We start from the raw sequence: 14,482 nt of genomic DNA, 5'->3' as shown, positions 1-14,482 counted from the left end.
ATGACGTTCATCTCGGGGGCGAAGCGGATCGCCAACCGGCCGCTGGAGACGCTGGACGCGCTCGGCGACCAGATGTCCTTCTACGGCCGCGCGTTGCTGTGGACGCCACGCACGCTGCGCCGGTACATGAAGGAAGTGCTGCGGCTGCTGGCCGAGGTCAGCTTCGGCTCCGGCTCGCTGGCGGTCATCGGCGGCACGGTCGGCGTGATGGTCGGCCTGACGCTGTTCACCGGTGTCCTCGTCGGTATCCAGGGTTTCTCGGCGCTGAACTCGATCGGCACGTCGGCGTTCACCGGCTTCCTCACCGCGTTCTTCAACACCCGGGAGATCGCGCCGCTGGTGGCCGGGCTGGCGTTGTCCGCGACGGTCGGCGCCGGTTTCACCGCGCAGCTCGGCGCGATGCGCATCTCCGAGGAGATCGACGCGCTCGAGGTGATGGGCGTGCCGAGCCTGCCCTACCTGGTCACCACGCGGATCATCGCCGGATTCGTCGCGGTGATCCCGCTCTACATCATCGGCCTGCTCAGCTCGTACGTGGCCTCGAGGCTGGTGGTCATCTACATCTACGGCCAGTCGGCGGGGACCTATGACCACTACTTCGACCTGTTCCTACCACCGCAGGACGTGCTGTACTCGTTCATCAAGGTGCTGATCTTCAGCGTCTTGATCATTCTTTCGCACTGCTACTTCGGGTACCGGGCCACCGGTGGGCCTGCCGGGGTGGGCGTGGCCGTGGGCCGGGCCGTGCGGCTTTCCATCGTCACGGTCTCGATCGTGAACTTCTTCATCGGTTTCGCCCTCTGGGGGACCGACGTCACGGTGAGGATTGCCGGATGATCACACTACGGCGCAGGTTGCTCGGCCTGCTGCTGGTGGCGCTCCTGGTGGGTGGGATCGCGCTCAGCATCGCCTTGTACGACAAGGCGTTCTCGAAGTTCGTCACGGTGAAGCTGGAGGCCGACAAGATCGGCAACCAGCTGCTCGAACAGTCCGACGTGAAGGTGCGTGGGCTGATCGTCGGGTCGGTCGAGCACATCAGCGCGACCGCGGACGGGGCCGAGCTGACGCTGGCGCTGAACCCGGATTCGGTGAACCTGATCCCGGAGAACGTGTCCGCGCGTTTCCTGCCGAAGACGCTGTTCGGTGAGCGCTACGTGTCGCTGCAGATCCCGCAGGACCGGTCGTCGGAAACGCTCGCCGACGGTGACGTGATCCCGCAGGACCGCACCTCCGGCGCCATCGAGCTGGACCAGGCGCTGGAGCACCTGATGCCGGTGCTGCAGGCGGTGCAGCCGCAGAAGCTGTCCAGCACGCTCAGCGCGATCTCCACCGCGCTCGAGGGCCGGGGCAAGCCGCTCGGTGAAACGCTTTCGCAGCTGGGGAACTACCTCGGCGAGCTGAACCCGCACGAACCGCAGCTGCAGCACGACCTCAAGGCACTCACCGAGTTCTCCGGGAACCTGAACTCGTCCGCGCCGGATCTGGTGCAGAGCCTGGACAACCTGAGCACGACCACGCGCACCGTGGTCGACGAGCAGAAGAACCTGTCGAGCCTCTACGGCAATCTCACCACCGCGTCGCAGGACCTCCAGTCGTTCCTGGAGGCCAACTCGCAGAACATCATCAGCCTCGCCGACACCGCACGCCCGACGGCGGAACTGCTGGCCAAGTACTCGCCGGAGTATCCGTGCGTGATCGGCCAGATGGCGAAGATCGTGCCGGAGGTCGACAAGGCGCTGGGCAAGGGCACCCGCGAGCCCGGCCTGCACGCGAAGCTCGAGATCGTGGTGAACCGGGGCGCCTACAAGCCGGGTGAGGAACCGCGGTTCGAGGACAAGCGCGGCCCGCGCTGCTACGACCTGCACCCGGCACCGGACCCGTTCCCGCAGGAGCCGCCGGACGGCCCGTACAAGGACGGCACGAAGCACACCACCGGCCCGAACACCGTGGGCCAGGGCCTGAACCCGGCCAACTTCAAGGCCGACGCCGCCGGCGTCAACGGCGGTGGCGCGGCCGGCGGCAACCCGGCCAACACCGCGGCGGAGAACCAGTTCCTCGGCGCGTTGGTCGGTCCCGAGGTCGGGATGTCGCAGAACCAGTTCCCGGGCTGGGGCTCGCTGCTGGTCGGCCCGCTGTACCGGGGCGCGGAGGTGACGGTCAAATGAGGGGCCTCGCCGCGCCGCTGATCAAGCTGGGCATCTTCCTGGTGGTCACGGTCCTGCTCACCACGATTCTCGGGATCAGCATCGCGAACATCAACACCACCAGCGTCAACGAGTACTCGGCGCGGTTCACCGACGCCACGCAGCTGCTGCCGAACGACGACGTGCGCATCGCCGGCGTCCGGGTCGGCCAGGTCAAGGACATCAAGATCGTCGACAAGCGCCAGGCGGAGGTGGAGTTCGAGGTGGACGCCGGGCGCCGGCTGCCGGCCGGGGTCACCGCGCAGATCAAGTTCCGCAACCTGGTCGGCCAGCGCTACGTCGCGCTCGGTGAGGGCACCGCCGCCTCCGGCGCCATGCTCCGGCCGGGCGAGAGCATCCCGCTCGAACGCACCACGCCGGCACTGGACCTGACCGAGCTGTTCAACGGCTTCAAACCGCTGTTCACCGCGCTCAACCCGGACGACGTGAACAAGCTGTCCTACGAGATCATCCAGGTACTGCAGGGCGAGGGCGGCACGGTGGAGAGCCTGCTGTCGCACACCGCGTCGCTGACCACCACGATCGCGGACAAGGACCAGGTCATCGGTGAGGTCATCGACAACCTCAACACGGTGCTGGACACGGTCAACGCGCACACCCCGCAGCTGAACACGCTGATCGTGAACCTGCAGCAGCTGGTGTCCGGCCTTGCCGCGGACCGCAAGCCGATCGGTGACGCGATCGAAAGCCTCGGCACGCTGGCGGACACCACCGCCGGCCTCCTCGGCGACGCGCGCCAGCCGCTCAAGGACGACATCGCCGCGCTGGGTGACCTGACCACGAAGCTCAACAAGAACGAGCCGGTGGTCGAGCACTTCCTCCAGTTTCTGCCGAAGAAGGTCTCGGCGCTCACACAGACCGCGGACTACGGCTCGTGGTTCAACTTCTACGCCTGCGAGGTCAAGGGGAGCGTCTCCCTGCCGCCGCTGGTCAACCAAGAGGTCAACGTGCCGCTGCTGCCCTCCAACCGGGAGAGGTGCACCGGATGAAGTCCTTCCAGAAGCGCAACCCGATCCCGATCGCGCTGGTCGGCCTCGCGGTGCTGGTGCTCGGCATGATCGCCGCGCTCAACTCCGAGGACCTGCCGGTGATCGGCGGTGGCACGACCTACAGCGCGGAGTTCGCCGAGGCGGCCGGGCTGACCACGGACAACGACGTGCGCGTCGCCGGGGTCAAGGTCGGTGAGGTGTCCGACATCGAGCTGGACGGCGCCAGCGTCAAGGTCTCGTTCAAGGTCAAGGGCGCCTGGCTCGGGAACAAGACGACCGCGGCGATCAAGATCAAGACCCTGCTGGGCCAGAAGTACCTGTCGCTGGATCCGCAGGGCGCCGGTGACCTGAGCCCGGGCAACCCGATCCCGCGGGACCGCACGATGTCCCCCTACGACGTGCTCGACGCCTTCCGAGGGTTGTCCCAGACGGTCGACAACATCGACACCGACCAGCTGGCGCAGAGCTTCGACGCGATCAGCCAGACCTTCGCGAACACGCCGCAGGACGTGAAGGGCACGCTGTCCGGGCTGTCCAAGCTGTCGGACACCATCGCCAAGCGGGACTCGCAGCTGTCGACCCTGCTGGCCAACACCCGCCAGGTGTCGCAGACGCTGGTCGACCGCGACGCCGAGGTGCAGAAGCTGATCACCGACGGCAACAAGCTGCTGGACGAGATCTCCAAGCGTGAGCAGGCGATCCACGCCCTGCTCCAGGGCGCCCGTGACCTGGGCACCCAGCTGCAGGGGCTCGTCGACGACAACGACAAGCAGCTCGACCCGGTGCTCACCCAGCTCGACCAGCTGACCTCGATGCTGCAGCGCAACCAGGACTCGCTGGCACAGGGGCTGGCCAAGTTCGCGCCGTTCATCCGGACCTTCAACAACACCATCGGCACCGGGCATTGGTTCGACAACTACATCTGCGGGCTGGTGCTGCCCTCGTTCGGACCGCTCAACCAGAAGGGGTGTTACGACAAATGACCGACACCCGCTTCGGCCAGTCGCTCACGCGGGGCGTGACCATCGCGATCGTGCTGGCGCTCGCGGTCGCCGGCGGTCTCTGGTGGACGCTCAAGGACGCCGGCCGCCACCACCTGACGGCCTACTTCTCCGGCGCCGTCGGCCTCTACGAGGGCAACAGCGTGCGGATGCTCGGAGTCGACGTGGGCACGGTGACCAAGGTTCAGCCCATGGGCAAGCAGGTGCAGGTGGACGTCGAGTACGACCGCTCGGTACCGGTGCCCGCCGACGCCAAGGCGGTCATCGTGTCACCGTCGCTGGTCAGCGACCGGTACGTGCAGCTCGCCCCGGCCTACACCGGCGGGCCGCGGATCTCCGACGGCGCGGTGATCGGCCTCGACCGCACCGAGGTGCCGCTCGAGGTGGACCAGCTCGCGGCCAGCCTGGCCAAGGTGAGTGAAACCCTCGGTCCGAACGGCGCGAACAAGAACGGTTCGCTGTCGGACCTGCTGAACACCACGGCGAACAACCTGGACGGCAACGGGCAGGCACTGCACGACACGATCACCAAGCTCGGCAAGGCCTCCGGCACGCTGGCCGGGAACAAGGACGACCTGTTCCAGACCGTGCAGAACCTCGGCCGGTTCTCCCAGACGCTGGCCAACAGCGACGGGCAGGTGCACCAGTTCGAGAACCAGCTGGCCGACGTCAGCGGGTTCCTCGCCGGGGAGAAGGACGACCTGGCGGCCACGGTCCAGCAGCTGGGCACGACGCTGCAGTCGGTGCAGGGCTTCATCGAACGCAACCGCGGCCGGTTGAAGTCCAATGTGGACAAGCTGGCCAGTGTGACCAAGGTGCTGGTGGACCAGCGCAGCTCGCTCGCGGAGATCCTGGACATCGCGCCGGTCGCGCTCTCCAACATCGTCGGCGCCTACAACGGCTCGTCCGGCACGCTCGACGCGCGGCCGCTGCTCAACGAGCTGACCCAGCCGCCGCTGGTGATGGCCTGCAGCCTGCTCAAGCAGACCGACGTGACCAAGCAGCTGCTCGGCACGGCCTGTGATTCGATCGCCGGCGTGGTCGACAAGCTGGTTCCGCTGCCTTCGGTGGCCCAGGCACTGCAGGCGATGCAGAACGGCAAGCTGCCGCCACTGCCGCTCCCGTTGCAGGGCCAGGTCTACGGGACGGGGAGCTGACCGTGAAGCGACTGACGAAGCTTTCCGCCGCGGGCATCGTGACCACGGTGTCGGCCCTGCTGCTGAGCGGCTGCGGCTTTTCCGGCATCTACGACGTCCCACTGCCCGGCGGGGCCGACCTCGGCGACCACTCCTACGAGCTGAAGATCCAGTTCCAGGACGTGCTGGACCTGGTGCCGCAGTCCGGGGTCAAGGTCAACGAGGTCCCGGTGGGCCAGGTGAAGTCGATCGGGCTCACGCCGGACGGCTGGCACGCCGAGGTGACCGTGCAGGTCAACGGCGACGTCAAGCTTCCGGCCAACGCGATGGCCAACGTGAAGCAGTCGAGCCTGCTCGGCGAGAAGTACGTGGAGCTGGCCTCGCCCGGTGACGACCAGGGGCAGGGACAGCTCACGAACGGCGCGACCATCCCGCTCGCCCGCACCGGCCGCGACGTCGAGGTCGAAGAGGTGCTCGGCGCGCTGTCGCTGCTGCTCAACGGTGGTGGCGTCGAACAGCTCAACACCATCACCAAGGAGCTCAACAACGCCACCTCCGGCCGGGAGCCGGACATCAAGGCGCTGCTGGACAACGCGAACGAGCTGGTGCGCAACCTCGATCAGCAGTCGGCGAACATCACCCGCGCCCTCGACGGACTCAACCGGCTGTCCATGACGCTGAACGACCAGAAGGACAAGCTGGTCGGCGCGGTGGACAACCTCGGGCCCGGGCTCGGCGTGCTGGAGCAGCAGCGCGGGCAGCTGGTGACGATGCTCAACGCGCTGAACAACCTCTCCGGCGTCGCGACCGACACGGTGAACAAGAGCAAGGCGGACCTGGTGGCCGATCTCAAGGCACTCACCCCGACCCTGCAGAAGCTCGGCGAGGCGGGCAACGACCTGCCGAAGGCGCTGGAGATCCTGCTGACCTTCCCGTTCACCGACCAGGCCTACAACGACGTCAAGGGGGACTACTTCAACCTGTTCCTCGACGTCGATCTGAACCTGAAGGACATCATCGACAACCTCGGCCGCAGCAGGCAGAACGGGCTGGACGGCGTCCTGCCGGTGCCCGGGCTGACCGGCGGAGTCGACGGCACACCGTCGAACCAGCCGCCCCCGTTGCCCATCCCCGGTCAGTCCGGGAACGGGCAGCGGCAGCCGGACGCGAGCGGCGGCCAGGGCGGCGGGCAACCCTCGCGCGGCAGCGGGCTGTCCGGCCTGTTCGGCGTGCTCTCCGGAGGTGCGGGCTGATGCTGGTACGCAGGACGAAGATCCAGCTGGTGGTGTTCGCGCTCATCTCGGTCGTGGCCGTCGTCTACGCGCTGATCCGGTTCGCCGGGCTCGGCCAGGTGTTCGGCAGCAGCGGGTACACCGTGAAGCTCGAGCTGAACGAGTCCGGGGGCATCTTCACCAACGCCGAGGTCACCTACCGCGGGTTCAACATCGGTCGGGTGGGGCAGCTGCGGCTGACCCACGACGGGCTCGAAGCGGAGCTGAACATCGATCCGTCCACCCCGCAGGTGCCCGCGGACCTGGACGTACTGGTGGCGAACCGGTCCGCGGTCGGTGAGCAGTACGTGGACCTGCGGCCGAAACAGGACAAGGGGCCCTATCTGACGGGCGGGTCGGTGATCCCGGCCGCCAAGGCGAGCACCCCGGTCTCCACCGACCGCCTGCTGGGTGACCTGGACTCGCTGGCCGCCTCGGTGCCCACCGAATCGCTGCGGAAGGTGGTCGACGAGTCCTACGACGCGTTCCGCGGCACCGGCGGTGACCTGCAGAAGCTGCTCGACACCGCGCGCAGCTTCACCAGCACCGCGCAGCAGTACCTGCCGCAGACCGTGCAGCTGCTCGACGCCGGCGGCCAGGTGCTGGACACGCAGAACGAGGAAGCGTCGAACTTCGCCGACTTCTCCCAGAACCTGAACCAGCTGTCCGGCACGCTGAAGGACTCCGACGCGGACCTGCGCAAGCTGATCGCCGTCACCCCGCGGGTGGCGAACCAGATCACCGAGGTGGTCAACGAAACCGGTCCCGGGCTGGGCGCGCTGGTGGCCAACCTGCTGACCACGTCGAACCTGCTGGTGACCCGGCAGGACGGGCTGGAACAGGCGCTGGTGACCTATCCGGCGCTGGCCGGCGCGGCTCCGTCGGTGGCACCCGGCGACGGCAGCGCACACCTCGGGCTGGTGCTGAACCTGTTCAACCCGCCCGCCTGCACGAAGGGCTATCTGCCCTACAGCCAGTACCGGCCCGGTTCGGACACCTCGCCGCGACCGGCGGACGAGAACGCCTACTGCGCGGAGCCCAAGGGCAGTCCGATCAACGTGCGTGGTTCGCAGAACGCGCCGTACAACGGGGTGCCGGTGCAGCCGTCGGAGCAGGACATCGCGCAGAACGCGAACCGTCCCGAACAGGAGCTGCAGGACGAGCGAGACGCCCAGGTGCCCGGCGTGGTCGGCAGCCCCGGTGTCTCGTTGAACAGCCTGAACTCGCTACTCGGCGTGAGCTGACCGCGATTTCATGACCGTTACCTACTCTGGAGTGTTATGAGTTCCGACCCAGCCGTCGCCGAGGAGGCGGAGGAAGAGGTGCCGTCCGTCCCGCCGTCGACGGCGAAGCGGAAGCTGCCCGGCTCGCCGCGTGCGTGGCTGTTCGGCACCGGAGCGTTCGCCCTCGCCGCGCTCGTGGTGGCGGTCGTCTTCGGCGCGCTGTGGTGGTCGTCGGCGACCGACGACAGCGCCGACCTCGCGCGGTCGAGGGACGCGGTGATGCAGGCAGGCTCCGCCGCGGTGATGGCCTACACCGAGGTCGACTACCAGCACCTCGACGACTACTTCAAGCAGCAGAAGGACGTGTCCACCTCGGACATGGCCCAGCAGATCGACCAGGCCCGGCCGAACTACTCGAAGGCGCTGACCGACCAGAAGGTCAAGGTCACCACCTCCGTGCAGGACATCGCCGTCGAGGAACTCGACGACCACGAGGGCAAGGCCAGCTTCCTGGCCGCGATCACCACGGACACCGACGCCGGCGGGCAACGCGGTACGAAGGCGCTGCGCCTTGAGGTCTCGATGACCCGCGTCGGCAGCGAATGGAAGCTGTCCGGGATCGACAACGTGCCGCTCGTCGCCGCCGGCCAGTAGCTTCACCGCAGATCGGAGTTCCGCAGTGCCCCCCTCCCGCCGTCAGCCGCCTCGCGGCACCACCCCACCGGCCCGCCGGCCGAAGGTCGCCGGGACACGCAAACCCTCGAACTCGGACCCGGCCCCGGCGCCCAAACCCCGGCCGAGGTCGCGGCTCGCCGACGTGGACCCCACCGAGGTGACCCAGGAGATCCGCCTCACCGGCGACCCCCGCGCACGCCGGGCAGAGCCGGTTTCCCCGCCGGTTACCGAGTCTCCGGCGGGTCCGGAGGCCGGGGAAACCGCCGAAGCGACCACGGGCGTCGAGGAAGCCGAGGCCGGCGAGACCGTCGACGCTGCGGAGGCTTCGGAGACTGCCGAGGCTTCCGAGGTCGACGCGCTCACCGGGGAGACGGTCGAGAAGCCGTCTGCCGGGTTCCGGCCCAGCCCGCGGCGCAAGCAGCGGGACACGGGCCGGGCGAAGCCCGCCGACGTCGACGAGGCGGAGACGAGGGCACGGGCCGAGGCCGGCGCCGAGGATGACTCCCCGCGAGAGTCCGCGGCGAGCCGCACCAAGGTGTACGCCTGCGTACTGCTGATCGTCGGGCTGGTGCTCGCCGCGGCGGCGGTGATCTTCAACATCCAGTACCAGAACGTCTCGGCCTCGACCAGCAACACCGCGCTGCTCGACGTGGCCAAGACCGCGCAGGTGAAGGACGCGGTCTCGAAGGCGACCGAATCGCTGTTCTCCTACGACTACAACAACATCAAGAAGACCGAGGACGCGGCCAACACGCTGCTGGCCAACGACGAGGTCAAGAACCGCTACAACGCGCTGATGGGCCAGGTGAAGAAGCTCGCCCCGCAGCAGAAGATGGTGGTGACCTGCAAGGTCAGCCGTGCCGCGGTGATCCGCATCGACGGCGACCTCGCCAGGGTGATGGTGTTCGTCGACCAGACCTCCACGCGCGCGGACACCAAGGACACCGCCGCGGGGACCGCCCAGTTGCACGTCGACGCGCAGCTGCAGGGTGACACGTGGAAGATCACCGATCTCGACACCTACAAGGCAGCGCAGGCCCCGGGCGCCGCGTCCCCGTCGGCCCCGGCCTCGTCCGGCGCCGCTTCGTCCCCGGCCGCACCGCCGTCGAAGTAGCCTCCCGGCACGCCTGAACCAAGTCCGTGAGGGCCACCTTCAGGGAATCTAGTTCCCTGAAGGTGGCCTTCACGACTGTCGGACCACGCGCGAGGGGGTCAGCAGAGGGAGTGCAGGGCGGTACGCAGTGCGTTCCGGTGCAGGGCGTCCAGCCGGTCCAGTACGACCGCGGAGACTGCGGCCTCGGCGGCGGACACGCGGCAGGCGATCGAGGCGTCCCGCGCGGGCTCGGTGGCCACCAGCTGGTCGAGCAGGCGGGTGGTGAGCGCGTCCAGCTCCTCGCGGATCACCGCGAGGTCCGGCCGGGTCGTCGGCGCCTCGCCGGGGTGCGCGGTCCAGCGGGCGAACAGGCCCCGCTGCACGACCTTGCTCGCCTCGATCTGGTCGCGGAAGAACCGCGCGGTGCGCTCCGGGTCGATGCCGAGCGCGCCGGCCCGCTCCCGTACTTCCGCCAGCTCCTGCTCCTCGCGGGCGGGATCGTCGATGGGCTTGCCGGTGCCGAACTTGGCCGCAGCCACCTCGTCGCCCACGAACAGCCGCTCGACCACCAGATCGGTGAGCGGTCCGAGCCGCCCGGCCGCCGCCGCGGCCGGCGCGGGCTGCCGCGGCGCCGCCATGGCCTCTCCGCCGAGACTCAGCGCCGCGAGCACGAGCGCGGTGAGCACGGGGACGCGAAGCTTCATGGGCACTCCTGTCGGTGACCGGTGGCCGGGACCGCTGCGTGCCCGGGCGGAGCCGATGCTACCGGGGAACAAACCGGTCGACGCCGGAACTCCGGGGCCGCGAGGTGTCCGGTTTCCCGCGTGGCGAACAGGTCCACGGGGCACCGGGCACCCGGGACCCGGACACCACTCCCGGTGGGTCGCGGGATTTCGCAGGTAGCCGTCCCCGGCCGGGTTGTCCACCCCTGCCGGTCACCCTCCGCGCTGTCCCTCTCGACGCTGCGCCAACCGGCGGGACCACCGTGTGGCATCTTGACTCTCGCGCGCCGTGGGTTCAGGCTTACTGCCAACGGTTCCGGCCGGGGAGCGCGACCCTTGCGGGAGGGGCGCGAAACCGGGGGAGCCGGAGGCTGGAAGGTACTACCGGAAACGCCGCGTGACAGGCTGGGCCCCCTCGTGTGCGCCCCCTGGACAGACCGCGTCGTTCGGGCTAGACTGCCTCTTTGCGCTGCCCTCTTTCAGGCTGCCCGGAGCCGGTAGTTAGGATAGTGGGCACACGGCACCCCTGACAGTCCGCGACAGCTGTTGCCATCGCGGCTGCTCACCGCTCATTGTCCCCGGAAGGACGCATCTTGGCAGTCTCTCCCGCGAACCAGGCCACTGCTGCGACCACCTCGGCTGAACCCCGCTCGCAGGCCTCGGGCATCCCCGGAGCGCCCCAGCGGGTCTCCTTCGCAAAGATTCGCGAACCCCTCTCCACTCCCAACCTGCTGGACGTGCAGCTCCAGTCGTTCCAGTGGTTCACCGGCGACGAGGCGTGGTTCGAGCGCCGCGTCAACGACGGTGAAGAGAACCCGGTCGGCGGCCTGGAAGAGGTCCTCAACGAGATCTCGCCGATCGAGGACTTCTCCGGCTCGATGTCGCTGTCCTTCTCCGCCCCGCGCTTCGACGAGGTCAAGGCCTCGATCGAGGAGTGCAAGGACAAGGACATGACGTACGCGGCGCCGCTGTTCGTCACCGCCGAGTTCGTCAACAACAACACCGGCGAGATCAAGAGCCAGACGGTCTTCCTCGGTGACTTCCCGGTGATGACCGACAAGGGCACCTTCATCATCAACGGGACCGAGCGGGTCGTCGTGTCCCAGCTGGTGCGTTCCCCGGGCGTGTACTTCGACAGCAGTGTCGACAAGACGACCGACAAGGACGTCTTCAGCGTGCGCGTCATCCCGAGCCGCGGCGCGTGGCTCGAGTTCGACGTCGACAAGCGCGACACCGTCGGCGTGCGCATCGACCGCAAGCGCCGCCAGCCGGTCACCGTGCTGCTGAAGGCGCTGGGCTGGACCACCGAGGCGATCCGCGAGCGCTTCTCCTTCTCCGAGACGCTGCTGGCCACCCTCGAGAAGGACCACACCGCGGGCACCGACGAGGCGCTGCTGGACATCTACCGCAAGCTGCGCCCGGGCGAGCCGCCCACGAAGGAGAGCGCGCAGACGCTGCTGGAGAACCTGTTCTTCAAGCCGAAGCGCTACGACCTTGCCAAGGTCGGCCGCTACAAGACGAACAAGAAGCTCGGCCTCGACGCGCCGTACGACACCGGCACGCTGACCGAGGAGGACATCGTCTCGGCCATCGAGTACCTGGTCCGGCTGCACGCCGGCGAGGACCGGATGACCAGCTCGGCGGGCGTCGAGGTGCCGGTCGAGACCGACGACATCGACCACTTCGGCAACCGTCGCCTGCGCACCGTCGGCGAGCTGATCCAGAACCAGATCCGGGTCGGCCTCTCCCGCACCGAGCGCGTCGTGCGTGAGCGCATGACGACCCAGGACGTCGAGGCGATCACGCCGCAGACCCTGATCAACATCCGCCCGATCGGTGCGGCGATCAAGGAGTTCTTCGGCACCTCGCAGCTGTCGCAGTTCATGGACCAGAACAACCCGCTGTCCGGCCTGACCCACAAGCGCCGCCTCTCCGCGCTGGGCCCCGGCGGTCTGTCCCGTGAGCGGGCCGGCATGGAGGTTCGCGACGTCCACCCGTCGCACTACGGCCGGATGTGCCCGATCGAGACGCCGGAAGGCCCGAACATCGGCCTGATCGGCTCGCTGTGCTCCTACGCGCGGGTCAACCCGTTCGGCTTCATCGAGACGCCGTACCGCAAGGTGGTCGAGGGCCGGGTCACCGACCAGGTCGACTACCTCACCGCGGACGAGGAGGACCGGTACGTCAAGGCGCAGGCCAACGCGCCGCTGACCGACGACGGGCACTTCGAGGAGAACAAGGTCCTCGGCCGGCGCAAGGGCGGCGAGGTCGAGCTGATCGACCCGCTCGAGATCGACTACATGGACGTGTCGCCGCGGCAGATGGTTTCCGTCGCCACCGCGATGATCCCGTTCCTGGAGCACGACGACGCGAACCGCGCGCTGATGGGCGCGAACATGCAGCGGCAGGCGGTGCCGCTGCTGCGCAACCAGTCGCCGTACGTGGGCACCGGCGTGGAGCTGCGTGCCGCGGTCGACGCCGGCGACGTGCTGGTGGCCGAGCAGGCCGGCGTGGTCGAGGAGCTGTCCGCGGACATCATCTCGATCATGCACGACGACGGCACCCGCAAGAGCTACGGACTGTACAAGTTCCGCCGCTCCAACCACGGCACCTGCTTCAACCACCGGCCGGTCGTCAACGAGGGCGACCGGGTCGAGCAGGGTCAGGTCATCGCCGATGGCCCGTCCACCGAGAACGGTGAGATGGCGCTCGGCAAGAACCTGCTCGTGGCGGTCATGCCGTGGGAGGGCCACAACTACGAGGACGCGATCATCCTCTCCGAGCGCCTGGTGCAGGACGACGTGCTCACGTCGATCCACATCGAGGAGCACGAGATCGACGCCCGCGACACCAAGCTGGGCGCCGAGGAGATCACCCGGGACATCCCGAACGTCTCCGAGGAGGTGCTGGCCGACCTCGACGAGCGCGGCATCATCCGGATCGGTGCCGAGGTCCGCGACGGCGACATCCTGGTCGGCAAGGTCACGCCGAAGGGCGAGACCGAGCTGACCCCGGAGGAGCGCCTGCTCCGTGCGATCTTCGGCGAGAAGGCGCGCGAGGTCCGCGACACGTCGCTGAAGGTGCCGCACGGCGAGACCGGCAAGGTCATCGGCATCCGGGTGTTCTCCCGCGAGGACGACGACGAGCTGCCCCCGGGCGTCAACGAGCTGGTCCGCGTCTACGTGGCGCAGAAGCGCAAGATCCAGCCGGGCGACAAGCTCGCCGGCCGGCACGGCAACAAGGGCGTCATCGGCAAGATCCTGCCGGTCGAGGACATGCCGTTCATGGAGGACGGCACCCCGGCCGACATCATCCTGAACACCCACGGTGTGCCGCGCCGGATGAACATCGGCCAGATCCTCGAGCTGCACCTGGGCTGGCTGGCCTCGCAGGGCTGGACGATCGAGGGCAACCCGGACTGGGCGAAGAACCTTTCGCCCGAGCTGCGTGACGTCGCGCCGAACACGAACACCGCGACCCCGGTGTTCGACGGCGCGAAGGAAGAGGAGCTCACCGGGCTGCTGGGTGCGACCAAGCCGAACCGCGACGGCGAGCGCATGGTCAAGGAGAACGGCAAGGCCACGCTGTTCGACGGCCGCTCCGGCGAGCCGTACCCGTACCCGGTGTCGGTCGGCTACATGTACATCCTGAAGCTGCACCACCTGGTCGACGACAAGATCCACGCCCGCTCCACCGGTCCGTACTCGATGATCACCCAGCAGCCGCTGGGTGGTAAGGCGCAGTTCGGTGGCCAGCGCTTCGGTGAGATGGAGTGCTGGGCGATGCAGGCCTACGGCGCGGCCTACACGCTGCAGGAGCTGCTCACGATCAAGTCGGACGACGTGGTCGGCCGCGTCAAGGTGTACGAGGCCATCGTCAAGGGGGAGAACATCCCCGAGCCGGGTATCCCGGAGTCGTTCAAGGTGCTCCTCAAGGAGCTCCAGTCGCTGTGCCTGAACGTCGAGGTGCTCTCCAGCGACGGTGCGGCGATCGAGATGCGCGATTCCGACGACGAGGACCTCGAGCGTGCCGCGGCGAACCTCGGCATCAACCTGTCCCGCAACGAGTCGCCCTCGGTGGACGACGTCGTGCACTAGTCCGGTGTCGAGCGGGGACCTGCCTCCCGTGGGTTCCCGCTCCACCGCCGACCCCCCTCTAGCCGATTCAA

11 protein-coding genes are annotated in these 14,482 nt (G+C 68.3%); 10 read left to right on the top strand and 1 reads right to left on the bottom strand.

The features are described 5' to 3' along the window. From BJY18_RS19640 to BJY18_RS19600, 9 genes are all read left to right on the top strand, one after another. A complete protein-coding gene (locus BJY18_RS19640) occupies positions 1-837 on the top strand; it encodes an MlaE family ABC transporter permease (protein WP_184781354.1) in 837 nt (278 codons plus the stop codon). Further along, a complete protein-coding gene (locus BJY18_RS19635) occupies positions 834-2,165 on the top strand; it encodes an MCE family protein (protein ID WP_184781353.1) in 1,332 nt (443 codons plus the stop codon). The genes BJY18_RS19640 and BJY18_RS19635 overlap by 4 nt, the downstream gene beginning before the upstream one ends. Then, positions 2,162-3,193, top strand: a complete 1,032-nt coding sequence (locus tag BJY18_RS19630) for an MCE family protein (protein ID WP_184781352.1) — start codon at positions 2,162-2,164, stop codon at positions 3,191-3,193. The genes BJY18_RS19635 and BJY18_RS19630 overlap by 4 nt, the downstream gene beginning before the upstream one ends. Then, the gene (locus tag BJY18_RS19625) at positions 3,190-4,176 is read left to right on the top strand and encodes an MCE family protein (RefSeq protein WP_184781351.1); all 987 of its coding nucleotides are present in this window, start codon (positions 3,190-3,192) and stop codon (positions 4,174-4,176) included. The genes BJY18_RS19630 and BJY18_RS19625 overlap by 4 nt, the downstream gene beginning before the upstream one ends. Further along, positions 4,173-5,351, top strand: coding sequence for an MCE family protein (locus tag BJY18_RS19620; RefSeq protein ID WP_184781350.1), 1,179 nt, complete (start codon positions 4,173-4,175; stop codon positions 5,349-5,351). Before BJY18_RS19625 ends, BJY18_RS19620 begins: the two co-directional genes overlap by 4 nt. 2 nt (positions 5,352-5,353) lie before the next feature. Then, positions 5,354-6,583 (top strand): MCE family protein, encoded by a 1,230-nt coding sequence (locus BJY18_RS19615; protein ID WP_376774695.1) that lies wholly within the window; start codon positions 5,354-5,356, stop codon positions 6,581-6,583. Further along, positions 6,583-7,845: an MCE family protein gene (locus BJY18_RS19610; RefSeq protein ID WP_184781349.1), complete on the top strand. Its 1,263-nt coding sequence runs from the start codon at positions 6,583-6,585 to the stop codon at positions 7,843-7,845. The genes BJY18_RS19615 and BJY18_RS19610 overlap by 1 nt, the downstream gene beginning before the upstream one ends. A 36-nt stretch (positions 7,846-7,881) precedes the next feature. Beyond that, complete coding sequence (locus BJY18_RS19605; RefSeq protein WP_184781348.1) at positions 7,882-8,478, top strand: Rv1363c family protein; 597 nt, start codon at positions 7,882-7,884, stop codon at positions 8,476-8,478. 163 nt (positions 8,479-8,641) lie between these two features. Continuing rightward, positions 8,642-9,613: a hypothetical protein gene (locus tag BJY18_RS19600; RefSeq protein WP_221457834.1), complete on the top strand. Its 972-nt coding sequence runs from the start codon at positions 8,642-8,644 to the stop codon at positions 9,611-9,613. Positions 9,614-9,711: 98 nt separating this feature from the next. Here the strand turns inward: BJY18_RS19600 and BJY18_RS19595 are convergent, their stop codons facing one another. Next, on the bottom strand, positions 9,712-10,296 hold the full coding sequence (locus tag BJY18_RS19595) for a chorismate mutase (RefSeq protein ID WP_184781346.1): 585 nt from the start codon (positions 10,294-10,296) through the stop codon (positions 9,712-9,714). 611 nt (positions 10,297-10,907) lie between these two features. Here BJY18_RS19595 and rpoB point away from each other — a divergent pair. After that, positions 10,908-14,411 carry a DNA-directed RNA polymerase subunit beta gene (gene rpoB, locus BJY18_RS19590; RefSeq protein ID WP_184781345.1) on the top strand — a complete coding sequence of 1,168 codons (3,504 nt, stop codon included), beginning with the start codon at positions 10,908-10,910 and terminating at the stop codon, positions 14,409-14,411. Positions 14,412-14,482 lie beyond the last annotated feature (71 nt).

This window comes from Amycolatopsis jiangsuensis (assembly GCF_014204865.1).
Lineage (GTDB): Bacteria > Actinomycetota > Actinomycetes > Mycobacteriales > Pseudonocardiaceae > Amycolatopsis > Amycolatopsis jiangsuensis.
The sequence above is the reverse complement of the archived record's forward strand: the minus strand, read 5'-3'. Positions and strand labels throughout refer to the sequence as shown.

Excerpts from the sequence above, each read along its gene's own strand:
- BJY18_RS19640 (WP_184781354.1), top strand. The coding sequence starts at position 1 with ATGACGTTCATCTCGGGGGCGAAGCGGATCGCCAACCGGCCGCTGGAG.
- BJY18_RS19635 (WP_184781353.1), top strand. The coding sequence starts at position 834 with ATGATCACACTACGGCGCAGGTTGCTCGGCCTGCTGCTGGTGGCGCTC.
- BJY18_RS19630 (WP_184781352.1), top strand. The coding sequence starts at position 2,162 with ATGAGGGGCCTCGCCGCGCCGCTGATCAAGCTGGGCATCTTCCTGGTG.
- BJY18_RS19625 (WP_184781351.1), top strand. The coding sequence starts at position 3,190 with ATGAAGTCCTTCCAGAAGCGCAACCCGATCCCGATCGCGCTGGTCGGC.
- BJY18_RS19620 (WP_184781350.1), top strand. The coding sequence starts at position 4,173 with ATGACCGACACCCGCTTCGGCCAGTCGCTCACGCGGGGCGTGACCATC.
- BJY18_RS19610 (WP_184781349.1), top strand. The coding sequence starts at position 6,583 with ATGCTGGTACGCAGGACGAAGATCCAGCTGGTGGTGTTCGCGCTCATC.
- BJY18_RS19605 (WP_184781348.1), top strand. The coding sequence starts at position 7,882 with ATGAGTTCCGACCCAGCCGTCGCCGAGGAGGCGGAGGAAGAGGTGCCG.
- BJY18_RS19595 (WP_184781346.1), bottom strand. The coding sequence starts at position 10,296 with ATGAAGCTTCGCGTCCCCGTGCTCACCGCGCTCGTGCTCGCGGCGCTG.